Origin of the sequence: Bacillus sp. FSL K6-0042 (genome assembly GCF_038006685.1) — a bacterium.
Lineage (GTDB): Bacteria > Bacillota > Bacilli > Bacillales > Bacillaceae_G > Bacillus_A > Bacillus_A pseudomycoides.
The window spans coordinates 1,938,746-1,962,854 of sequence record NZ_JBBOVS010000001.1; the positions used below are offsets into that span (position 1 = coordinate 1,938,746).

The following is a 24,109-nucleotide window of genomic DNA, read 5'->3' on the forward strand; positions in this document are numbered from 1 at the left end:
TGCTACTAATTAAATCTGGACGTATTCAGAAATTAAAATACTTCGATATACCCTTCTGTTCCATGCACGCGAATTCGTTGCCCATCTTTTATCAGTTTGGTAGCATTTTCCACTCCGACAACTGCTGGTAAGCCATATTCACGTGCGATAACTGCTCCATGGGTCATCAGTCCACCAACTTCGGTGACTAGGCCTTTTATGGATACAAACAATGGTGTCCAGCTAGGGTCAGTAAAGGAGGTGACTAATATATCTCCATCTTCTAGAACAGCATCTTCCATGTTTAAGATGACACGTGCTCGTCCCTCTATAACTCCGGAAGAAACAGGTAGACCTACAATCGCTTCGGCTGGGAGATTTTCTCGTTTGTACTCACCTACAATGATTTCACCATCAGACGTGATAACACGTGGTGGAGTTAGTTTTTCATATAATTTGTACTCGTCTTTTCGTTTGCTGATGATCTGGTAATCTAGTTTATTTGTGCGTACGACTTCGTGAAGTTCTTCAAAAGTGAGATAGTATATATCTTCTTTTTCATGAATAACGTTGGCTTGTACGAGTTGTTCGGCTTCTTTCAGTAAAGCCTGCTTATAAACGAAGTAGCGATTAACCATGCCGTATTTTGGATATTCCCGATAACCGATAAAATTCCGGATTAGGTCGATCATTCGTTTTGTTTCTTTGGCTTTTTGTTCACCATCCGGTAATTGCTTCAATCGATCTAATAACTCTTGTTCTTTTTTCAAAGCTTTCTGTCGCCCTTGCTCAAATTTCCGATTGCTAGCATTCGGCTCAAAGTTTTTGATATTACCAAGAATCATGGGGACAAGTGTAGTTGGTTTTTCGCTCCAACGAGTTTTAGTAATATCGATTTCTCCGGTACATCGCATTCCGTATTTGCTGAGATAATCATAGATAGCGTCTTGGGTTTCCTGTCCACCATCAAACTTAACCAGTTCATCCAAAAAGTCATCATCTTTTACTTGTTGTAAATAATCAATTACTTCTAGATAAGGACGAATCACATCTGCGACATCCAATAGCGCCAGACCCATTTCCGAAGTAATATTGTTTGGTACAGATTGAGAAAGCGTATCTGCTACGTTTTTTTCACCTAACCACTTGTTCATTTTTTCATTGATCCATGTTGAAGCATCCATAGCAGCCATAATCACACCCAAACTTTGTGGGTCAAATAAAATCTTCTTTAATTGCTGGATATCTTCTAGAATAAAATCAAATAAATCTGATCCTGATTTCGTTTGGATGTTTTGTTTTAACTCTTCTATCGATGTTTGACTACTCTTAATCAAATTAGAAACGATTGTCGGATCGTTTTCGATTTGTGCTTGAAAACCCGAAGATGATATACCTTTATTGCTTTTACTGGGACTCGGTACTTTTTTACCATCTGGTGACGATTTTATAAAATCTTCTCGCTCTATTATAGTCATGAGTGCGTCTTTTATGAGCGGATCGGATTGTCCCAATGTATCTATTATCGTTTTTCTGCTGACAGGTGAAGCCAGATTATGCGTGATATCAACAAATAACCTTCCACCAGCTTTAAACCTGGGTCCAAAAGATGTTAACTGGAATAAAGACATTCCCAATGGTTTCAAGGGGTCGGTCATCATTTGTTGATGACCAACAGATACATAGACGTGATTTTCTTGATCATTCACTTCAGGGATGGGGTATAAAGTAGTGATTGGACGACTCTGGACAATATAAAATGTATCATCAACCAAACACCATTCGATATCTTGTGGGCAACCAAAATAAGCTTCGATCTGTCTTCCTATGCGTGCTAGTTGTAATATCTGTTGTTCAGTAAGTGTTTGAGTCTTTTGCTGATCAGGATCAATTTGCCGCGCTTCTGTTCCGCCTTCTTTTCGTGCATAGATAGCCAATTTTTTGGTTGCTATCATCTTATCGACGATTTTATCTTCCTGTACTTTATAACAATCGGCAGATACCAAGCCAGAGACCAGTGCTTCTCCAAGTCCAAAACTGGCATCGATTGATAGCAGCTTTCGGTTAGAAGTAATCGGATCAGCGGTAAATAAAATCCCTGAAGCCTGTGGAAAAACCATCCTTTGGACGATAACGGATAAATAAACTTGACTGTGGTCAAATCTGTTTTGCATTCGGTATATTACCGCTCGATCCGTAAATAGGGAAGCCCAACATTTGCTGATATGCTGCAAGATTGCTTCTTTTCCGATGATATTTAAATAAGTGTCTTGTTGACCAGCAAAAGAGGCATGTGGCAAATCTTCAGCGGTCGCACTAGAACGCACTGCATAAGCATGTTCATCGCCAAACTGGGAGAGATAGTCAGCAACTGCTTTCACAACATCGGAAGGAATTTCTACTTCCATAATAATTTGTCGAATCTTCCTACTGATTTCACTAATTTGATTACGATCCTCTACTTTTAGCATTGTTATTTGATCCAACAATGCTTGAAACGTTTCGTTTTGTTCGATGGCTTTTTGATATCCTACTGTTGTAATACAAAATCCTTCTGGTACTTGTATTCCTTGAATTTTTGATAATTTCCCTAAATTTAACCCTTTTCCGCCAACGAGCAAAAGCTGTGTTTCTTCTATCTCCTGAAAACCGAGAACCAAAGGACTCATTCTACATCTCTCCTAACCATTAATGTTCTATTGATTTTAGCAGTAGTAAATGAGAATAAAAAGTCTATATTAACCATTTTTTAAATGCTATAATTAAATTAGGAAGAGTTCAAAAAACAGCTAAACCTTACCATACAGTGGTAAACTGATGCCTCGGTTCATCCAATCGAAAGTAGCTCATATGCCTTTTAGCCCACAATGGATATGGTTAAAATCAACTTTTTTCAATTTAATCTGTTTATTTTCCCTAAAATATCTTATATTAATATGAGATATCACGTTCTTAATAAACTAACCTGCCCGCTGGCATAAGTACAGTTCTTCACAATCTCCATTTTCCTTATAAAGAGTTATTCAACAATCTGGCCCTTTTACGCAAAAGAGCACTACCCTTTTTCAAGGATAGCGCCCGATAGTTGAAGAATGAAATTAAAACTTTTCCCTAGGTGATCCGTTCTCAAATTCAAATTTAGCTATCTGTGCAAAATTTAAACCCTTAGCGAACCACGAAAACCCCTGGCGGCATAATAGGATTCTGCTCCATTGTGATACACAAAGACGTGCCCGAAGCGACAATCGCAAAAAAGGGCACCGCCGAGTTCTCTAATATCAGAGGGTGTTTGCACCCAACTCGACGTTTTCATATCGAAATTTTCAAGTTTTTGCAACGCCCGATATTGTTCTTCCGTTAATAGTTCAACGCCCATGGCAGTTGCCATATCAATAGCGTTATTTTCTGGTTTATGTTTTTTTCTTGACTCTAGCCCTTCACGATCATAACAAACACTTCTGCGACCTTTAGGACTTTCCGCTGAACAATCATAAAAAATGTATTCGCCCTTCTCTTTATCATGACCAACAACATCCGGTTCACCGCCAGTTCTTTCCATTTCATTGAGCGACCACAGTTTTTCAGTATTAGCATCCAGCTTTGCTTGGACTTTAGCCCATTCAAGACCTTTATGGCGGTTCATGTTTTTCTCAAAACGGGCTTTCAATGCTCTGAGTAATTCTTCACGTTGTTCTAGTAACAACTCCTTTTCATTGTTGATTTTACTTCTCTTCGTCATGTTAGTTCCCCCCTTATTGTTTTTACTCATAATGGTTTAAGTATATATAAATATTTGTTTTATAATAAATCGTTTAAATAATTGTGTGGATTCAGTTTACAATAAATTATATGATTTAGTAAATCCATTTCTCCACAATCTGGCCCTTTAATGGCATAACATGACTGACGTCTTTAAACATCTTTATTGTAAATGTAACGATTTTATTTGTAAGTAAACAATTTTATTGTTACTCAACAAAAAGGAGATCTTCACTCGTTTTCTCTCTTTGATTCCACTTGGCATGAGGCTAAAAAAGGAACTGACCGCTTCTATACAAGGCCGGATCCTCTCTTCCACCCAAAAAGAAAGGTTTTTATATCATTTTTTCAATTTATGTAGAAAAAAGCTGCTAGGATTGCCCCTAACAGCCTACTAATTATCTATAAACACACTACAGCTCTTGCGTAAATGCTGCACTTTGTACTGGTTCCTTCTGCACACGTTTTTGCTGTTGCAACAAGAAAATAAACACACCACATAATACGAGAACGCTACCAATAACTTGCATACTATTCAGCTTCTCACCTAGTAAGAAGAATGCTAGAATTGATGCCCCAACAGGTTCTCCTAAAATACTCATTGAAATTGTTGTCGCATTCACATAATTTAATAACCAGTTATTAATCATATGTGAAGCAGTTGGTACAATCGCAAGCAAAATGAAAATCCACCAGTCCCATGTAGAATATCCTGTAAAAGGCACATTCATTACTACGTTATAAATAGCGATGAATATCCCGGCAAATGCAAACACGGTAAAACTATAAATCCAGTGCGAAACTTTTTTTACTGTTGTTTGCCCAATAAATAAATAACCAACAACTGCAATTACACTTAAAAAGGATAAAATATCCCCGAATATCGCTTCTCTGCTTAACCCTAAATCGCCCCATCCAATGCACATTACACCAAGGATAGCAATCCCCATTGTAGCAATCGCTGAATAAGTCGTTCTTTCTTTAAACAGAAAAAAACCTCCAACTAGCGATACGATTGGCTGGAGCGCTAAAATAATGGTTGAGCTGGCAACAGTTGTAAATTTCAAAGATGCAAACCATAAAAGAAAATGCAGTGCTAAAAAGAAGCCTGATCCTATTAAGAAATACCAGTCTCGCTTTTGAATTCCGCGAAATTCTTCACGCTTTTTCCAAACAATCGGAAGCATAAAGATTACAATAATCCATAACCGATACATGCTTAAAATTGAAAATGGTGCTGAGGACATCTTAACGAAAACAGCTGCAAATGAAATAGCTATAATGGAAACTGCTAACGGTAGTGCAATTGATTTTTCTTGTTTCAAAGTTATTTTACCCCTCTCTCTGTAAAAATCCCCACTTCATTATATATAAACCCAATTTAATCTTTCAACATATAAAGTGAAACTTTAATCAGTGGGAGGGTTCTCCATCAAAAGTCCTCGCCAATCTGGCTTTTGATGGAGAACTCCTTTTTTTAGGTTTTCACATATAAATCACGACTATGAAGAAAAAAGAGGCGCTGCTCTCATTTTCCCCCTTTGTTTTAACTTGGCATGGGGCTAAAAAAAGAACTGACCGCTTCTATGTATCGGCGGACCCTCTCTCCCATCTAAAAAGAAAGCTTTTATATCAATTTTTCTTTTATCATATAAATACTAATTTTTTAGATTCTTCTTACCATTATGGTAAAATAGAAAATGAGAAGCACAGTAGTAGATGCATCCTTACATCTTCACTACCTGCGCTACCCTCACAGGGCAACTACAGCATATTTTTATTTAGGGGGATCATATATGAATCAAGCAACAGGGAGAATAGAAGAACTTTCATTTTACAGTACATCACTTCAAGAAGACGTTACGCTTCTTGTCTATTTACCAGTTAATTATACGCCGCTGCACAAGCACACCGTTGTCATTGCACAAGATGGCAGAGATTATTTTCAGCTTGGTAAAGCGCACCGCGTAATTGAACGTCTTCGTGAAAATGAAGAAATTGACCGAACAATTATTGTCGGTATTCCATATAAAAATGTACATGATCGTAAAGAAACATACTTTCCAAACGATGTAAAGAATGCAGCATATATTCGCTTTCTTGCTCACGAACTCGTTCCATATATTGATGAAAATTATCCAACCTATCAAATGGGAAAAGGACGTGTATTAATCGGTGATTCCCTTGGCGGTACAGTGTCCGTTATGACAGCACTTATGTATCCGCATACATTCGGTAAAGTCGTTATGCAATCCCCGTTTGTCGATGAAACAGTACTTAGCCTTGCAAAAGATTTTAAAGAAACGCAGGCATTAGAAATTTATCATGTAATTGGGACGGAAGAAACCGCTGTAAAAAGAACGGATGGACAAGTTTCTGATTTTGTAGAGCCAAATCGCGAGCTGCATGCATTACTTACAGAAAGAAACTTCATCACACATTACGAAGAATTCGAAGGAAATCATACATGGAAATATTGGCAAAATGATTTACCAAAAGCATTTTCTTATATTCTATCAATGAAATAATAGGAAGCAGTGTTCAGAATTATTTGATATAATAGAAAAAGAGATTTATTTTCTCGAAATCTAACTAGACTTACAAAGGGAGGAATATAAAGATGAAACTAGGCATTGTAATTTTTCCATCAAAAATGATTCAAGATAAAGCAAACGGATTGCGTAAGCGTTACGATCCGCATTATGCATTGGTTCCACCACATATCACATTAAAAACACCCTTTGAGGCACCAGATGAACAATTAGAAGCGATTGTACAAGAACTACATGCAATTGCAAACAAAACAAATCCGTTTACCCTTCATGTTGGAAAGGTAAGCTCATTTGCACCTGTTAATAATGTTATTTATTTTAAAGTAGAAAAAACACCTGAACTCACATTCTTAAACGAAGAAATGCATAAAGGATTCTTCACACAAGAACGCGAGTACGCTTTTGTACCACACTTAACAATTGGACAACACTTATCAGATGCAGAGCATGCTGATGTATTAGGTCGCTTACGTATGAAAGACTTTTATTACGAGCAACCAATCGACCGTTTCCACCTTCTATACCAATTAGACAATGAAACATGGACAGTTCACGAAACATTCCACCTTGGAAAGGGGAATAGCTAAGTTGCAAGCACAAATCGTACAAACAGACGAACAACTAAGAGACGCATTCTCTGTACGTAAACAAGTATTTGTCGAAGAACAACATGTGTCTGCCGAAGAAGAATACGATGAATTTGAAGAAACTTCTAAACACATCGTTATATATGATGAGGATATTCCAGTTGGGGCAGGTCGCTTTCGCATCGCCCAAGGCTTCGGGAAAATGGAACGGATATGCGTTCTCGCTTCCCATCGCAAAAAGGGAGTCGGAAAAATCATTATGGACTCACTCGAGGCGTATGCCAAAGAGGAGTCGCTACCAAAATTGAAGCTTCATGCTCAAACGCAGGCGGAATCCTTTTATAAGAAACTCGGATATCAAACTGTTTCTGATGTATTTATAGAGGCTGATATACCACATGTTGTGATGATAAAAGAATTATGATTTTCTAAACAGGAGGTACCCCCTCCTGTTTTTTACATTGCTATTTTCTTTTTCTTCCGCTAAAGTTAAAAGTTGATGCTATAGTTTTGAAGGTGAATATATGACTCAAGAAAAATTTTCACAAAAATCATTAACACACGCTAACGTTCCGCAAGCAACATATCATATTCCAAAAACTTCTGCCAATTTAATTGTAGAGAAAGATAACGATGCGGCTTATTTTCGCGCCCTAGAACAGCAAGGTGTGTATTTAAATGAAAAACAATTAGAAGCTGTGCGAACGACAGAAGGTCCTGTTCTTACACTAGCCGGAGCTGGAAGCGGGAAAACATCTGTTTTAACAACGCGCGTTGGCTATTTAATCAATGTAAAAAATGTCCACCCACGCAACATTTTACTGCTTACGTTTACACAAAAAGCTGCTGAAGAAATACGAAGCCGCGTGGCAAACTTACCTGGTATGAATCATGCTGCAAGCCGCTATGTTGTCGCAGGTACATTCCATTCCGTCTTTTTAAAATTACTTCGTAGCCAAGGATACAACCAGCAGATTTTAGCAAATGAAAAACATAAACAAATTATGATAAAGAAAATTTTGAAAGAATTGCGCTTAAAAGATGATTATGACGCTGAAACGATGCTCGCAATGATTTCACTCGAAAAAAACAAATTAAATCGTCCAAAAGATGTACAAGCAAAAACACCCGTTGAACAAGAATTCCGTGAAGTATATGAACGCTATGAAGATGTAAAACAAAGATACGGATATATAGACTTTGATGATATCTTACTAGAAACATTCTATATGCTTGAAAATAACGCACCTTTATTAACACAATTACAAAATAGATTCCATTACATTGAAGTCGATGAATTTCAAGATACGTCGTATGCGCAATATGAGATTGTAAAACTGTTAGCTTCGCCGCGAAATAATTTATTTATCGCGGGAGATGACGATCAAGCGATATATGGCTGGCGCGGTGCAAGCCATCAAATTATTTTATCCTTTCCAAAAGAATTTGATGATACAACCATTATTGCGTTAAATACAAATTATCGTTCTAATCCATTTATCGTTGGACTTGGAAACGAAGTCATTAAACTGAATCAAGAACGCTTTAAAAAAGAATTATATTCTGTTCATGAAGAAGGTATACAGCCATTTTATGCACGCCCTGCAACTACTCTTGATGAGGCAAATCAAATTCTGCAACTCATTCAAGATAAAGTAGCGAGCGGCGAACGAGAATACAAAGACTTTTGCTTATTGTATCGTACACATTCTGTCAGCCGTTCTTTACTCGATCAACTGACGATTCATAAAGTCCCGTTTATCAAACACGGTGCAATCCAATCGTTCTATGAGCATTCTTTAATTAAGCCAGTACTCGATCATCTACGTCTCGCATATGAACCGTTTCGAATCGAATCGCTCTCAAGTATATTACCAACGATGTATATTGGCCGTGATGAATGCATCTCATTTATTGAACGTGAACAATGGAAATACGGTGAAGGAAGATTCCCTTCCCTTCTTCATTTTCTATTGCTAAACCCGAGTTTAAAACCATTTCAAGTCAAAAAAATAAACGACCGGATTGACTTCATTAAATTCATAAAAGAATTAGAACCAAAGAAGGCACTAAAAGAAATTATTAAAGGTAAAGGCAAATACTTAGAGTACTTACAAAGCAATGACCGTTCTTCCTTTACGATGCATAAAGACATACAAGAAGAAATGCTCGAAGAATTAATGGAATCGGCTACTCGATTTACCGATATCCCTTCCTATTTAGAATTTGTAAGCACGGCGATTCAAAGCCAAAAAGAAATGGAAGCATTAAAAACAATGCAACAAAAAGATGCTGTGTCCCTTATGTCTATTCACAATGCAAAAGGACTGGAATTTCCATGTGTCTTTTTACTTGGAGCAAGCGACGGCATACTGCCTCATTCGTCTTCTTTAAAAGATGCGAATGACCGTGTAACTGATACTTCTGAGGCGTTAGAAGAAGAAAGAAGGCTCATGTATGTCGCCATCACGCGCGCAAAAGAAGAACTATACATTTCCTCTCCGCAATTTTTTAGAGGGAAAAAATTAGATGTATCGAGATTTTTATATATTGCTCGAAAAGATTTACCGAAAAAATCAGCGCCTTAACATGTGGTGCTGGCTTTTTCTATTTTCTTATGAATAACAACACCCTAATTGTTGTTATTCATAAGAAAATATCAATTGCCTTAACAGAAATCAGCTTTGTCTCCCGTAATATCGACTCGTCTTGACTCATATTCTAATAGTGTGAACTTGAGAAATAAGGAGTGAACAATATGAGTCGCAATTGCAACAACGGGCACGATACATACTTTGATGAAAGCTGTGTATGTAATGTCGTCAAATTCATATATGAATTACAAGAATGTGTACCCACTGCTTATTCATCACAATATAATGCCCCATTCCTCGGTCGGCACTATGTCGCAAAAGCAGCAAACACACGTCCATTTATTTTATTCACAAAGTCAGGAAACCCATTCGAAATATATGTTCCTTCTACAAATAAATATTGCCTTTCACCTATTTTCCGTGTAGAAAGTGTAGATGAAGATTGCTTTGCCGTACTTCGAGCGTTAATCGTTGTTGTAGGCAAAAAACCTGACACTAGTCCAAATCCTGTGTGTACTTACTTAACTATCCCTCATGCTGAATTACATGCAACACCGTCTTGTATCACTGTTGATTTAACTTGTTTTTGTGGTATTCAATGTTTGCGTGATACGTTTGTTGGAAACTGCTGAATTCCGATGATTATTAGCAATCGTTTCTCAATATATCTTCAAAATGGGTACAATTATGTGCAACTGAAGAATGATTTTGAATATAATTAGTTGCCTTTTCCTCACCTCTCCTCTTCCAATCACATCGTATGTTAGGACAAAATACAACTTGCTAGTACATTTCTCATATACCCCATAACGATAAAAGAAATCACTCTAACCATCCGAAGCCATTATAGCTTCATCTTCTTCCCTGCAAATATTTGTATACAAAAAACACTCACAGTAACATGAGTGTTTTTTCAACCTTGGTTTTGCTGATCAGAAATGTTCTTTTTCTTACCGCCACAGTTACAATTTTTCTTTTTCACATATCCTTGTTGCTCTAATAACTGTTGTTGCTGCAGTTGCTGTTGTGCTTGTTGATTCTTCATATGTTGCTGCATTTGATGCCAATATTGAAGGTTATGATACGGATTAGGTTGCTGATAATTTGCCATCGCATACATCTCCTCTATTTTTACGCTCGATTTACTATATGAACAATCCCTATGTTTCGTTCTCTTATTCCTTATTCTTCCACCAATCGACTAACAATTGTCTCAATAATCGCCGCAACTCCTGCAACTGTTAATAATAATATAATTGGTTCCATTATTTTTGGAATCCAATTATGACCTAACAATAAAAAGGCGCTCGCCCATACCCCTGTACACCAATAACAGCTTAACAATTCCCCTATCCATTTTCTCAATCCCGTTCCTTTTATCTTCATATAGGTGGAAATATTACCATCAGGTTCTGTGATTTGTACCTCTTCAATAAAAGGCGCCCGTAAAAATGCTGTGATTTTATCATAGACAATAAGCCTCGTTAACCGGAAAGCCGCACATGCAAAAATAAAAAACATAAGCCAACTTGTAAATAACATTTCCCTCTCCTGCCTTTTCATTACTTCTACCCATATAAAAAAAACTCTGTAAGAGGAGTAACCGATTCAATCCCACTTCAATATTCTATTAATGTAAATCAAAACTTAATGATAAGGAGTGTATATAATGAGTTGCAAAGATGACAAAAAGCATAGTCACGATACTAATTGTGTATGTGACGTCGTGAATTTTATTAACGAACTACAAGACGTACAACATGATAATTTCTGCCCAACTGGTTGCGAGAATCCAATTCTAGGCGCAAACTGTGGCGGTACTTCTCCACTAGCTAATACTCGACCTTTCGTACTGTTTGATAAAAAAGGTGGAATTTTCCTACCAGCAAGCTGCTTTAACATTATTAATCCGGGATCTATGACATCCGATGCTTTTGAGCTGCCTATCCCAGTTCCTTCTCCGTTTTTACGAGTGGAAGACGTAGATTGTGATTGCTGTGCAGTTCTTAGAGTACTAGTACCAGATGTTTCAAACCTTAGCTCTGGTGCCTTAGATGATCTTATAAGAGAGCTTTCACTGTTCTTGCCAACTACAAACCACCCATCAACACAAGCCGATTTCCAAGCAATCGCAAGAACCTTAATTTGTAAATATCAAAATGGTATCACTTTCAGAGACACTGGAGGAGGTTCAGGAGTCTCGCCTAGACTTACTACAGAATTCTTCGGTCTAGCATCTACTAACTTCTGTATTACAGTTGACTTGCAATGTTTCTGTGCAATTCAATGTTTGCGTGACACTTTCATTGGAAGAGTGTAATTTTATTGTAAAACTAAAAAACTATGAGGTGACAGAGTATCTGTCACCTTTCTATATTTATTCCTATAAACCCATCATTTTAATGTGAACGATATCTTCGAATTTAACTTTAATTTCTTTTGTTTTCTCCATCATTTTGATTGCTACATATCCTTTTTCATAAGAAAGTACATATCCATTCAACTTCTCCTCTAATGTTATGATTTGACATTTTACTTTCGGAATATATTTAGGCCGGTGTATTAAAAAATTAAGTTTTTCTTCATTATTCATATCTTTGAAGGGCTTTCTTTTCTGCACTCCTTTAGATAGACCCTCTTCAACTACTTCATTCTTTTTTGCAGCCATTCCCCTTGTTTCAGGTTGTTCACCTTCAGCTTGTAGCTCTTTTGTAAATTCCCCCTCCGCCTTTACTTCTTCAATGACTTCAGCTTCTGCTATTACAGCCTCTTCTTCTCTGGTATTTATTCCCTCTCCTTCGATAGTTATTTCCTTTTCCTCTTCAACTACTTCATTCTTTTTTGCAGCCATTCCCCTTACTTCAGGTTGTTCATCTTCAGCTTGCAGCTCTTTTGTAAATTCCTCCTCTGCCTTTACTTCTTCAATGACTTCAGCTTCTGCTATTATAGCCTCTCCTTCGATAGTTATTTCCTTTTCCTCCTCCGATACAAATTCTACTTTTTTTTCCGGCTTTATAACAAACGTCTTTTGCATGTTCAAATTACCCTCATTAAATGTAGGTTGTGCAATATATATTATCGATTGCTTATCTTTATCCTTGCTCTGCTTCCGTTTCAAGTCACTTCCCTCCTATTCTTACAAACTCCCACTGTTAGATGTATATTCACGTGATACGGAAATTTGCTTTATTTTTTATATGCAGACATGCGATTTCATGTATCTTATCATCTGATACAATATGAATTGATTATCAGCTTCCCTTATTCCCTTCACCTATCATGAGTTCTGAGATTATAAATCTTAAAGCATTGGACTACATCGCTATCATTAAACAACTACTGCTTTAAAGATTCTGCTTTTATTATTCTTTACATATCCGGCAGCCTTGCCATGAGAAAAAACAGTCATAATCAAATTCAATATTGTATAAAGAAAATGTGCTTATATATGAAATAGATAACGATATATCTATACATCCTCAAGTTTTTCATAACTTTATCTTTTAATATCTGCTCAAATGTCCTGTCTCAAATTAAGCTGAATTTTCGGGATGAACTATAGGAGATCGGACGCCCTTATCATAAAAAATAGGAATTTGTCCATTTCAAATCTACTCCTGTTTGCATTAAATATAATGTACTAAATAAGAAAAGAAGGTGAAAATATGTTTGATTGTTGTGGATCACATCATCATGGTTCCCATTTTAAGAAAGCTGTTTCATGTCCTACCCCTGGCACTATCTCTGTTCCTTTTCCAACTAATCTTTGTCCTCCTTGTGTTGCTGGGTTTTTAGCTAGAACCGCAGCTTTAAATACTGACCTAGAGAGAATTGTTACTACTGGATCAGTTGTGGATATTCCACTAGATGCAGCTAGTATTGGAAATGGTATTGGTTTTAACGCCGGTACCGGTAAACTTGTAATTCTAACAAGCGGATTCTATAACTTATTTTACCAATTTAAAGCTTTTTCTAGAGGAGGAAATCTTGACGCTGCATCAACTCAACTGACTGCCGGCGGAATCGCTATTCCTGGCTCTCAAGCTACAGCGGTCCTTAGCCTCATGGGTAACCCTAAAACAGTTGAAGTCCCATTCGCTCAGCGACCACCTGCACCTGTCTTTTTAGCTGCGGGAACTGAAATCGGAATTCAGCTTTTTGGCATTGTTACTCCTGGCAATTCGCCAGACTTGCTTACTATTACGACTGCAGTATTAACAATTGAGTCCGCTATTTAATGAAAAAGCAATGTATAGAGGATTTTCTATACATTGCTTTCTTTTTCATCTCCCAATATAACATTTGAAGACTACATAAACGTTCTCACCTATAATGCCTCTCTATACTAATCCTATATACTATCATTCTCCATTCAACGCTTTTTCAAGAAAAAACTATGCCAAGCAATTCTAAGATTCTATGTGAAAAAGTATGTTCATTTTGGACTCTATTTAGAGCTCTTGACGCTATCATTTTTCTTTCTTGTTCATTTTCTAGATAATATTCTATCTTTTCTATGAGTTCCTTAGGTGTATGATATGTGTCAATATCATAGCCAGGTTTATAAAATTCACTTAAATCCGGACGAATATCAGTTAGTTGAAAAACTCCGCAAGCAGATATTTCGAATGTTCTTGGATTAAGAGATAAAGCTTCTATCTTTTCACTATTTTTATTAATAGTCAGGTCATCATGTGAACGATGTAGGTTAAGCACAACTTTCGCTCCATTGTAGTAATTCGCTGTCTCTTCAGGAGATAACCAATGATTGGCATTGATTCTTTGCTGTAGTAAATGATAATTCTTTAAACTTTTCCAACCGACACCAGAAATCAGTGTATTTTTACTTGCCAAATAGCCAGCAATTTCATCAAAAATTTTTACACGATTTGAAAATGCAACCCCGATAAACAAAATATCTGTTTTATATTTTTCATCAACATCTTTCGGATAAAATACGTTAGGATCTGCAGCAAGCGGTAAATGATAAACATTTTGACAACCTATCGATTTATAAAAAGAAATACAATTGATTTCTTGTGTAAAAACAAAATCATAATAAGGAGCAATTTTTTTACTTTGGTCTATCACATATGGATCATCCGTCATCCATACAGCTGTTTTTATACCAATACTCTTTAGCATTTCGACCTGGTAGTAAGGTAACTTGAATCCGCTAAAGACAAGGACAAGATCTGGTTTTACTTTTTGGGAAACTCGCAGTAAATCTTGCTTTGGTGATACTACATGTAGTTCTCGAACCACCTTTTTTAGGCTATCAATAATTCCCTGCTCTAATGGCCAATATGGTACATCGTATTCAGAGGATACGAATATGATGATGAGATTTTTGAATTTATCCTGCGAGGGGAGATTAGGAACATTTCCAGAAGAATCTCCGGAAAAATATTGGTATTCATTGGCATCTTTCATATATTTCTATACACTCCTTCCCCAGCACATCAAAGTTATAAAATTAGCTTTCACATGAAACTTAACAGAGTACATTTCATTACTTTAGTGATCTTACTACAAATTTCATTTTTTATTTATTATTACACTAATTTATTTAAACCGTTATAACGAACATAATTCTTTGGACTAACTGCTCCTAATTATCCTAACCTATGTCATTGTATTCGATGAACGTTTGTCGTAGAACTAAAATTATTATTTACTATATAAGTGAAGCTTCCATCAGTGGAGATTTGATTGCTCCAAAGTAGCGGGATAAATTGAAAGATTCCTTGAAAGTAATGATTAATCCATTGCATATTCTCAGTCTTCATTATTCAGAAAATTACAAAATTAATCTTTCAACCTAGTATTAGTAAAAATCAACTATCCCTTTATACATTCAAACAAGAATAAAATCTTATTATGAAAATTAAACAATATAAAAACATGTTTATGAGGATATTTTATTCCTTACTTAAATCACAAATTTTATAACAAAATTAATCTAATTATTAAAATATGATTATAAGAAATGTATAGAGCTTGCCGCAAAATGTATCTCGATATAAAAATACACATAAAAATTTCAAAAAAACGATGATGAACTATCCTCGTATAATTTGCAACATGCTCCAATACCTGATAAATTTAATTATATTTACTCTTGATATTTTAATAAATAGCATAAAAGAATTCAGCCTCACTATAGTATAAAATCTTTATACTTTTCAATAAATATTTTTCTATCTTTTTCGTACCCGGAATCATTTGTAATACCCGTATCATGTAAACACCAAGGTCCTCTTTGTTTAGGAACACCCACCTCATATCCAGCTTTTATAAACTCTAAACATTGAGAAATATCATAAAAGTGCCATCCTTGAAATATATCTTCTCTCCATTCCAAATCATACTGGGTCATCATGATTAATCCATCAATTGCCAATATCTTTTCATAATCGTTCCTTACACTACTATATGACATCAAGTCTATGTTACCTTTACCTGCAAGTGTATGATACACAGTACCATATAAATTTAAACTTTGCCACCATATCCCTTTTGGTAATGTCTTTGAACCTATGACTCCAAGCATCCCTAATTTAGGATACACCTCAAATAATCTGATTATTTCGTATATAAAGTTTACATTCAAAATATAAGTATCCTGATGAAGATAGACCTTGTATTTCGCATCACTTTTGTTCATTGCTTCATTATATCCAGATGTAAGACTGTTAGCTTTTTCAATAGCTATCGTTTCAATTTCATACCCATAAGGAACCCTCAAGTTATTAATATAACGTAACGCTGTATTATACTCTTCAAAATTATTAACACAAGATATAAAGCTTAATTTTTTATTATTCATCTAACTTTCTCCTATAAATTCAGAATTAAAGTTATTTTCTATGCTGATTTTTCACATTTTAAGCTCCTTTCTTTAAATTATGCAGCAAGTTCCTCTTGGTTGATTAAACTGGAAAACTTCTTTATAATTTTATTTAAAATAACGATATTCCTTTAATATAGCTAAAACATTATTTCATCGAGATGAGGAACGATAGACATTTATGAGAAATGATAATTCTTAAATATGAGGGTAAACATTTTAAAGGTAAGAAAAGCTGACATTAAATCAGCTCTTCTTACCTTAATGAACCAATCTTTTTATTTCCGCCAATATACTGAGTGATTATCAATCGGAACAAGTGAGGCCTGAATACCACATTTTCTATGGAAATCTGTAACAGCTGCTTTACACGGAGGTAAGAAATAATCATCTACAATGATAAAGCCTCCATCTGAGACCTTATTGTATAGATTGGTTAGACTATCCATTGTAGATTCATAAAGATCCCCATCAAGGCGCAAGATCGCTAACTTTTCAATCGGTGCGGTAGGTAATGTATCCTTAAACCACCCCTTTAAAAATCGAACATTTTCATCCAACAAGTCATATTTTCTAAAATTATTCTGTACTTCTTCTAAGGATACACATAAATAATCAATTGTGTGTAGCCAATTCAGTAATCTATCACTTGGATACTTTTCTTCATTTGAAGCTGGCAGCCCCTGAAACGAATCTGCTAGCCATACTTTGCGGTTTTCAATTTCGTGTACCTTTAGGAAGCCACGCATAAAGATACATGAGCCTCCTCGCCATACACCTGTTTCAATAAAATCCCCCTCTATATTATCTTTTAAAACCGTCTCCATACACATCTGTAAATTATCCATACGTACATGGCCAATCATACTGTGAGCAAATTTCGGCCAAATTTCTCCCATTCTATGTTTTTCAGGATCTACTGCCCTATTCTTGACAGGATATTTCTGTAGATCCGAAACAAGATCTTGTTCATATTCTTGCCAAATTTCAAACAAAATTGTCTTCTTCAGTAACTCAAGATACATTTCTCTTCCTCGTTCTATATACACTCTATCCTCTCCCTTATAAGATATTCTATATAGAACTATACTTATTTCTACAATTTCCCCCATTATTACAACACTACCGTCGTGTAACCCCCCTCTTAATTAATTCCTTTTATATCCCTCCAATATATTCAAAAAAAAATCAATAATTACTTTAATATTTCTAAAATTAAAAATATAACAATGAATATAAACTAACTAAATCTTCTCATTCACTAAAAAATATAGTAATTTAAGTTACATATTTTTTAATGTACCTTGTATAAAAAACCTTTAGGATGGAAAGTTACAAAAAATTTATGTTTACTCTCATCTATGATAAACTCATTATTTTCCTTCAAAAATTCTGTTAGTGCCTCCATTGGCCCTGGCCCCCAATTTGGTAATACAGGATGACCATTTATGTTTGTATCTTCTACAACTAAATAGCTTCCTATAGTAACTACCTTACTATATAGTCTTAATTCATTTAATACATGATTTTTGCTGTGATCAGAGTCTAAAATTACCATTACTACATCTCTAGGATTAATCATGCTTTGCACTTTTTCCATAGCTTCAAGGGAGGTTGAAGATGCCTGTAAATAAGTCAATCGGGGGTGAGTAGGAAGATTGGGTTGAGGTGCTATATCAATAGAAAGAACTTGCCCCTTTTGAATTAAATCCAACATTGATGAAAAAAATAACGCACTTCCTCCACTATGTGTCCCACATTCAATAATAAGATCAGGCTTAATTTGATAAATTATTTCTTGATATAAAAATAAATCCAAAGGACATTTGTAAATTGGAGTACCCAGCCATTCGGTGTTTTCAGCCCATACTAAGCTATCATAGTAATGTTTATGAAACGCTTGAATAAAATCACTCATATAAAACACCCCTTTTAAAGGATTTAGCGTAACATCTATCTGTTTTCAATTAATATATGGCCTATAATTCTGAACGAAAATCTTTCTATTTTCTTCATAACCATCCCAGTTTATAATACCCGTATCATGAAGGCACCAAGGATTTTCTTGTTTCACAACTCCAACCCCATATCCCGCTATCCCAAATTCTAAACTTTGGGAAACATCATAGAAATGCCACCCTTGAAATAAGTCTTCTCTCCACAAAAGATCATACTGAGTAATCATGATTACACCGTCAATAGCTAATACATCCTCATAATCTCTTACTACATTACGAGCTAGCGTTAATTCTATATTACCTTTCCCTTTAAGCGTATGGTACATCCCCCCATATATGCGCGGACTATGAAACATGCATCCATTTGGTAATGATTTCGCACCTGTTATTCCCAGCATTCCTAATTTAGGGTATTTCTCAAATAACGTAATCACATCGGATATAAAATTTTCATTTAGGATATAAGCATCCTGATGAAGATAAACTTTATACTTCGCATCACTTTTTTTCATAGCCTCATTATATCCAGATGTAATACTAGCAGCTTTTTCAATCGCTATCGTTTCAATTTCATAGCCATGAGGAACCTTCAAATTATGAATATGACGTAATGCTGTATTGTACTCTTCAAAATCATTGACACAAGATATGAAGCTTATTTTTTTATTATTCATCTAACTTTCTCCTATAAATTCAAAATTATTTGCCATTCTGATTTTTTCACATCTTTAAGCGCCCTTCTTTAAATTATGCGACCAGCTTTTTTTGGTTATCAAAATGATAAATTCCTTTATAATATATGAATTATATCTATGATAATGGAATTTTCACGGATATTTATCTTTACCAACAAGATAATACTAAAGATCCGTTCCTCCGTTCTCCCCATGTGATGTTTCGTTAAATAGCTAATCGCGATCATATCTTTCCTTTTATATTGAGAAGAACTATTGTCCTTCGCTCCTAAAACTACCGTTAGAAGTTAGCATTATTTTTAGTGCAGCATGCTTTCGGAGCTACGCAAATAACAACTTCACAGTCTACTCGTTCCCCTTTCTTTCAAATATTCCCCCAACCCATCCTTCCAAGATTTCATTAATCCAAATCCATTCAACCTCAGCGCACAATGCTCCATCACCGAATAAACAGGACGCGGTGCCCCTGCACCAAACGCCTTCGTAGAAATAGGTGTTGTATTGACATTAATATCACATAAAGAAAATATCTCTTTAGCAAACTCATACCACGTACAAGCTCCAGTATTAGATACATGATACGTTCCATATAGTTCGGTTTCCATTAATTCTTGCACACATTGCACTAAATCCTTTATATGGGTTGGAGATCCTGTTTGATCATTTACTACTTTAATTCCAAGCTGACTTTTTGCAAGCTTCAACATCGTTTCAACAAAGTTATTTCCATACTTTCCATACAGCCAAGAGGTACGCACAATAAAATAACGTGAATGAAAGCTCTTAACAAAATTTTCTCCTGCATATTTAGAAGCTCCATACACATTTATCGGGTTAGGAGTATCAAACTCATCATAGCCAGTTTCTTTTTTTCCATCGAACACATAATCCGTACTAATATAAACAAGTTTAGTCGAAATCTTATCCGCTACAACAGCAACATTTCTTGTTCCAAGAGCATTTACAAGAAACGCTTGCTCTCTTTCCTTTTCAGCTACATCTACCTTTGTATAAGCAGCACAATGAATAATAATATTAGGGTTTATTTTTCTTAAAACCAAATCAACCCTTGAAAAATCCGTTATATCCATCTCTTCCCGGCTTAAAGCACAAACTCGATAACCTAAATCATGTAAATCCTCCGCAAACTGTCTACCTAATTGTCCATTCGCTCCGGTAATCGCTATTACTTTCTTCATAACTCTCTCCCTCTGCTAAGGTGTACCGTATTTTAAAGGACTCCACCAATTTTCATTATGGATATACCAATGAATGGTTTCTTGAAGACCGATTTCAAACGTATATACTGGCTTCCATCCAAGCTCTTTTTTTATCTTTTCAGCATCAATAGCGTATCGCCAATCGTGTCCTAACCTATCTTTTACAAAGGAAATTTTCTCTTTAGAGGTATCTAACTGTTCAATAATGAGCTCTACAATTTCAATATTGCGCTTCTCATTGTTTCCTCCAATATTATATATTTCTCCTTTTCTTCCTTTATGCAATACTAAATCAATAGCGGTACAATGATCATATACATGAAGCCACTCTCGAATATTTCTACCTGTTCCGTATACAGGTAAAGTTTTATTCTCCAAGGCATTTGTAATCATAAGAGGAATCAATTTTTCCGGATATTGATAAGGACCATAGTTATTTGAACAGCGTGTAATATTTACATGTAAATTGTATGTTTTACAGTAAGCCAATGCGATCAAATCAGCACTCGCTTTACTAGAGGAGTAAGGACTGTTAGGATTCAAAGGCGTATCCTCTACGAAGAATCCCGTTTCTCCCAATGAACCATACACTTCATCAGTAGAAATCTGAACAAATTTTTCAATCTGATTTTTCTTCGCAGCTTCTAATAACGTTGTTGTTCCTAATATATTTGTAGAATAAAAAATTTGTGGGTTTTCAATACTACGATCAACATGTGATTCTGCGGCAAAGTTAACAATACTGTTAATTTTGTATTGATTTATTACATAATGAAGCAATTCTTTATTTTGAATATCCCCTTTGATAAACATATAATTCTTTCTGTCTTCTATCTCTTCTAAATTCAATAAGTTTCCGCAATAAGTTAATACATCATAATTAATAATGTTATAGTACGGGTATTTCTTTACTAAAAATCTTATAAAATTACTGCCTATAAAACCAGCTCCACCTGTTACTAAAATATTCATGTGCGTTTCTCCCTAAAATAAAAATTATGATTGCCATCTTGCAAAGACGGTAATGACTGGTCCTTGTCGGATAAAATCGGATATTTAACTGGCCAATCAATTTGTATTTCTTCGTCATCCCAGCGTATTCCGCTATCATGTTGAAAATCGTAATGTTCATCGACCTTATACATGACAATTGTGTTAGGGACTAATGTACAAAATCCATGTGCGTACCCTTTTGGGACAAGCAACTGTCGGTGATTATATTCACTCAAAATAAAACCTTGCCATTTCTTATATGTGGGAGACCCCTTTCGTAAGTCTACGATAACATCAAATATAACTCCTTGTATCACTTGTACGAGCTTCGTTTGAGCTTTAGGATTTATTTGAAAATGCAAGCCTCTTATTGTCCCTGCTTCCACCGATTTTGATATATTGTCCTGAACGAATTGATATGGCACTTGTAATTGTCCAAAGACTTTTTTGTTATAACTTTCTTTAAAGAATCCTCTATAATCCTTATATACGTCTGGCTCTACAATGTTTACATTATCAAATACAGTTTCAATTACGTTCATTTTCGCCATCACCTCCATTATTCAGTTTTTGCATCAAATTCCTTCCCGAATCGGATTTCTTTTGCAAGCGTATTGGCACGATAAAGAGATTCATGAGTCCCTGCATCACTCCACCAGCCTTGCAATATATCGTAAGTCAATGTTCCTCTCCGGAGATACTCGTTATTTAAATCGGTTATTTCCAATTCACCACGCGCAGAAGGATTCAACTTGTTAACAATATGAAACACATCAGAATCATACATATATATTCCAGTCACTGCGTAAGAGCTTTTAGGATTGTGAGGTTTTTCTTCAATTCTAATGATACGTCCATCCTTTAATTCAGGAACACCAAACCTTTTAGGATCAGCAACTTCTTGTAAAAGAAGTTTGGCTCCTTCTCCTTGCTGTTTATACTTTTCTACATAAGGTTTTAACGTATCGGAAAATACATTATCTCCTAAAATTACAACTATACCACTGGTTCTCACCAAAGGTTCACATAACCCTAAAGCCTGCGCAATTCCTCCCGCCTTTTCCTGCACCCGATAGGTAAATGAGACGCCAAATTCCTCTCCACTCCCTAAAAAATTCACGACATCTCCCATATGTTCTTTTCCCGTTACAATAATAATATCTGTAATATCGCATTCTTTTAGCCTATACACTGCATGATAAATCATTGGGTATCTTCCCACAGGAAGTAAATGTTTGTTTGTTACTTTCGTAATGGGATATAGACGTGATCCTGTACCGCCAGCGAGAATAACTCCCTTCATCTAATCCCCTCCTTCTTGTAAAAAGAAACTTTAATTTATAGTAGATAATTCCCTACGAATAGCAGTATGCACATACCTCTTTATCCATTTTACTTTTTAAGTATGATATATATACCGCCTATAGTGATACTGTACTAGCTGAATCCTGTACAAATTACATATTTATAAAGTAGACAACTGATTCTATTTGTTGTCCTCCATGCAACATAAATTGTTCCTCGTTAAGCTTCAACTTAGCATGCCACGCACAAAAAAACAGCCAGCTGTTTCCAGCCGGCTGCTTCCTCTTTAATTTAAATATATGAAATGTATTACCCTAAAATATGATACCCAGAATCCACATGAATGTTCTCACCAGTAACTCCGCTTGCTAGATCACTGAATAAGAATAACGCTGTGTTACCAACTTCTTCTTGCGTTACGTTACGACGAAGTGGTGCGCGTTCTTCGATTTGTTTTAGGATGCTGTTGAAGTCGCCAACACCTTTTGCTGATAGTGTACGGATTGGACCTGCTGATACAGAGTTTACGCGGATGTTGTGTTGTCCTAGGTCGTTTGCTAAGTATCTTACGCTTGCGTCTAGTGATGCTTTTGCAACACCCATTACGTTGTAGTTAGATACAACGCGCTCGCCGCCAAGGTATGTTAATGTTACGATGCTGCCGCCTTCTGTCATTAATGGCTTCGCCGCTCTTGCTACAGCTGTTAATGAGAATGAGCTAATGTTTTGCGCTAGTAAGAATCCGTCGCGAGATGTATCAACGAATTCACCTTTTAAGTCATCACGGTTTGCGAATGCGATGCAATGTGCTAATCCGTGAACAACTCCAACTTCTTCTTTAATAGACTGGAAGCAACGCGCGATATCTTCATCGTTTGTTACGTCACATGGTAAAACAAGTGATTGTTGTCCTTCTAATGATTCTGCTAGATCGCGTACGTTTTTTTCTAGACGTTCACCTGCATATGTGAAAATTAAGTTTGCTCCTGCCTCATGTAATGAACGAGCAATTCCCCAAGCGATGCTTCGTTGGTTCGCAACACCCATGACAATAATGTTTTTTCCTTTTAAGTTGAGAAGATTCATTTATTTATCCCCCTAAATTCATTAAGTAATATCAGTTATTAGTACCTGGTAATATATTTATATCATATCACAAATTCAAAATAAGGCAAAACAAAATTATTAGTATAACTGGTTCTTTACTTCTCTTTTGCTCTTTCACTTTCCTGCTACTACGAAAGTTCAATCTTTATTTCCTCTATTTAAAAGTACTTGCTGGATAAATCACGGCTATGAAGAATAAAAGGGAACCGCTCTCACTTTCTCTCTTTGTTTTAACATGGCATGGGGCTAAAATAGGCCCTGACCGCTTCTACCCATGGACGGATCCTCTCTCCCATCCCAAAAGAGTGGTTTTTTATTTTGTATTTATGTAAAATCACACTTTTCGGCTTTCGTATCTAAATTACTGCTATGAAAACCCAAAGAGATCTACTCTCACTTCCTCCCTTTGTTTTAAACTTGGCATGGGGCTAAAATAGGCCCTAACCGCTTCTACACACGGACGGATCCTCTCTTCCATCCAAAAAGAGTGGTTTTTTATTTGTATTTATA

General features: G+C 35.8%; 23 protein-coding genes. 7 read left to right on the top strand and 16 right to left on the bottom strand.

The window, feature by feature from the left end:
• Positions 1 to 32: 32 nt before the first annotated feature.
• The 3 genes from ppsA to MHH45_RS10095 form a co-directional block, all read right to left on the bottom strand.
• Positions 33 to 2,648: a phosphoenolpyruvate synthase gene (gene ppsA / locus MHH45_RS10085; protein ID WP_088094193.1), complete on the bottom strand. Its 2,616-nt coding sequence runs from the start codon at positions 2,646 to 2,648 to the stop codon at positions 33 to 35.
• Between the two features lie 488 nt (positions 2,649 to 3,136).
• On the bottom strand, positions 3,137 to 3,718 hold the full coding sequence (locus tag MHH45_RS10090) for a DUF4256 domain-containing protein (protein ID WP_016113820.1): 582 nt from the start codon (positions 3,716 to 3,718) through the stop codon (positions 3,137 to 3,139).
• Positions 3,719 to 4,151: 433 nt separating this feature from the next.
• Positions 4,152 to 5,063, bottom strand: a complete 912-nt coding sequence (locus MHH45_RS10095) for a DMT family transporter (protein ID WP_016113819.1) — start codon at positions 5,061 to 5,063, stop codon at positions 4,152 to 4,154.
• Positions 5,064 to 5,534: 471 nt separating this feature from the next.
• Here MHH45_RS10095 and MHH45_RS10100 point away from each other — a divergent pair, with 471 nt between their 5' ends.
• From MHH45_RS10100 to MHH45_RS10120, 5 genes are all read left to right on the top strand, one after another.
• Positions 5,535 to 6,266 carry an alpha/beta hydrolase gene (locus MHH45_RS10100; protein ID WP_088094192.1) on the top strand — a complete coding sequence of 244 codons (732 nt, stop codon included), beginning with the start codon at positions 5,535 to 5,537 and terminating at the stop codon, positions 6,264 to 6,266.
• A gap of 92 nt (positions 6,267 to 6,358) precedes the next feature.
• Complete coding sequence (locus tag MHH45_RS10105; RefSeq protein ID WP_088094191.1) at positions 6,359 to 6,877, top strand: YjcG family protein; 519 nt, start codon at positions 6,359 to 6,361, stop codon at positions 6,875 to 6,877.
• Between the two features lies 1 nt (position 6,878).
• Positions 6,879 to 7,301, top strand: coding sequence for a GNAT family N-acetyltransferase (locus MHH45_RS10110; RefSeq protein ID WP_088094190.1), 423 nt, complete (start codon positions 6,879 to 6,881; stop codon positions 7,299 to 7,301).
• A 100-nt stretch (positions 7,302 to 7,401) separates the two neighbouring features.
• The gene (locus MHH45_RS10115) at positions 7,402 to 9,465 is read left to right on the top strand and encodes an ATP-dependent helicase (RefSeq protein WP_088094189.1); all 2,064 of its coding nucleotides are present in this window, start codon (positions 7,402 to 7,404) and stop codon (positions 9,463 to 9,465) included.
• Positions 9,466 to 9,635: 170 nt separating this feature from the next.
• Complete coding sequence (locus MHH45_RS10120) at positions 9,636 to 10,103, top strand: CotY/CotZ family spore coat protein (RefSeq protein ID WP_088094188.1); 468 nt, start codon at positions 9,636 to 9,638, stop codon at positions 10,101 to 10,103.
• Positions 10,104 to 10,384: 281 nt separating this feature from the next.
• Here the strand turns inward: MHH45_RS10120 and MHH45_RS10125 are convergent, their stop codons facing one another.
• Together MHH45_RS10125 and MHH45_RS10130 are read right to left on the bottom strand one after the other, a co-directional pair.
• On the bottom strand, positions 10,385 to 10,591 hold the full coding sequence (locus MHH45_RS10125) for a cytochrome C oxidase subunit III (RefSeq protein WP_140386064.1): 207 nt from the start codon (positions 10,589 to 10,591) through the stop codon (positions 10,385 to 10,387).
• Between the two features lie 62 nt (positions 10,592 to 10,653).
• The gene (locus tag MHH45_RS10130; RefSeq protein WP_088094186.1) at positions 10,654 to 11,013 is read right to left on the bottom strand and encodes a DUF1360 domain-containing protein; all 360 of its coding nucleotides are present in this window, start codon (positions 11,011 to 11,013) and stop codon (positions 10,654 to 10,656) included.
• Positions 11,014 to 11,140: 127 nt separating this feature from the next.
• Here MHH45_RS10130 and MHH45_RS10135 point away from each other — a divergent pair, with 127 nt between their 5' ends.
• Entirely contained in the window at positions 11,141 to 11,791 is a 651-nt protein-coding gene (locus MHH45_RS10135) for a CotY/CotZ family spore coat protein (protein WP_088094185.1), read from the top strand.
• Between the two features lie 63 nt (positions 11,792 to 11,854).
• Here the strand turns inward: MHH45_RS10135 and MHH45_RS10140 are convergent, their stop codons facing one another.
• Positions 11,855 to 12,589, bottom strand: coding sequence for a CotO family spore coat protein (locus tag MHH45_RS10140; RefSeq protein WP_088094184.1), 735 nt, complete (start codon positions 12,587 to 12,589; stop codon positions 11,855 to 11,857).
• Positions 12,590 to 13,136: 547 nt separating this feature from the next.
• Between MHH45_RS10140 and MHH45_RS10145 the strand changes: the two genes are divergently transcribed.
• On the top strand, positions 13,137 to 13,709 hold the full coding sequence (locus tag MHH45_RS10145) for a hypothetical protein (RefSeq protein ID WP_088094183.1): 573 nt from the start codon (positions 13,137 to 13,139) through the stop codon (positions 13,707 to 13,709).
• A 145-nt stretch (positions 13,710 to 13,854) separates the two neighbouring features.
• Here MHH45_RS10145 and MHH45_RS10150 read toward each other — a convergent pair whose 3' ends face one another.
• The 10 genes from MHH45_RS10150 to fabI all read right to left on the bottom strand — a co-directional run bounded on the left by MHH45_RS10150 (position 13,855) and on the right by fabI (position 23,578).
• Positions 13,855 to 14,904, bottom strand: coding sequence for a CgeB family protein (locus MHH45_RS10150; RefSeq protein WP_088094182.1), 1,050 nt, complete (start codon positions 14,902 to 14,904; stop codon positions 13,855 to 13,857).
• A 727-nt stretch (positions 14,905 to 15,631) separates the two neighbouring features.
• Complete coding sequence (locus MHH45_RS10155; protein ID WP_088094181.1) at positions 15,632 to 16,300, bottom strand: glycosyltransferase family protein; 669 nt, start codon at positions 16,298 to 16,300, stop codon at positions 15,632 to 15,634.
• Between the two features lie 299 nt (positions 16,301 to 16,599).
• Positions 16,600 to 17,370 carry a TylF/MycF family methyltransferase gene (locus MHH45_RS10160; protein ID WP_416076103.1) on the bottom strand — a complete coding sequence of 257 codons (771 nt, stop codon included), beginning with the start codon at positions 17,368 to 17,370 and terminating at the stop codon, positions 16,600 to 16,602.
• A 245-nt stretch (positions 17,371 to 17,615) separates the two neighbouring features.
• Positions 17,616 to 18,239, bottom strand: a complete 624-nt coding sequence (locus MHH45_RS10165; protein ID WP_088094179.1) for a CmcI family methyltransferase — start codon at positions 18,237 to 18,239, stop codon at positions 17,616 to 17,618.
• A gap of 45 nt (positions 18,240 to 18,284) precedes the next feature.
• Positions 18,285 to 18,953 (bottom strand): glycosyltransferase family protein, encoded by a 669-nt coding sequence (locus tag MHH45_RS10170; RefSeq protein ID WP_088094178.1) that lies wholly within the window; start codon positions 18,951 to 18,953, stop codon positions 18,285 to 18,287.
• A gap of 359 nt (positions 18,954 to 19,312) precedes the next feature.
• The gene (rfbD, locus tag MHH45_RS10175) at positions 19,313 to 20,173 is read right to left on the bottom strand and encodes a dTDP-4-dehydrorhamnose reductase (RefSeq protein WP_088094177.1); all 861 of its coding nucleotides are present in this window, start codon (positions 20,171 to 20,173) and stop codon (positions 19,313 to 19,315) included.
• A 15-nt stretch (positions 20,174 to 20,188) separates the two neighbouring features.
• A complete protein-coding gene (gene rfbB / locus MHH45_RS10180) occupies positions 20,189 to 21,166 on the bottom strand; it encodes a dTDP-glucose 4,6-dehydratase (protein WP_088094176.1) in 978 nt (325 codons plus the stop codon).
• Positions 21,163 to 21,729 carry a dTDP-4-dehydrorhamnose 3,5-epimerase gene (rfbC, locus tag MHH45_RS10185; protein WP_088094175.1) on the bottom strand — a complete coding sequence of 189 codons (567 nt, stop codon included), beginning with the start codon at positions 21,727 to 21,729 and terminating at the stop codon, positions 21,163 to 21,165. Before rfbC ends, rfbB begins: the two co-directional genes overlap by 4 nt.
• Positions 21,730 to 21,746: 17 nt before the next feature.
• Complete coding sequence (locus MHH45_RS10190) at positions 21,747 to 22,490, bottom strand: sugar phosphate nucleotidyltransferase (RefSeq protein WP_088094174.1); 744 nt, start codon at positions 22,488 to 22,490, stop codon at positions 21,747 to 21,749.
• Positions 22,491 to 22,801: 311 nt separating this feature from the next.
• The gene (gene fabI, locus MHH45_RS10195) at positions 22,802 to 23,578 is read right to left on the bottom strand and encodes an enoyl-ACP reductase FabI (protein WP_001050746.1); all 777 of its coding nucleotides are present in this window, start codon (positions 23,576 to 23,578) and stop codon (positions 22,802 to 22,804) included.
• Positions 23,579 to 24,109 lie beyond the last annotated feature (531 nt).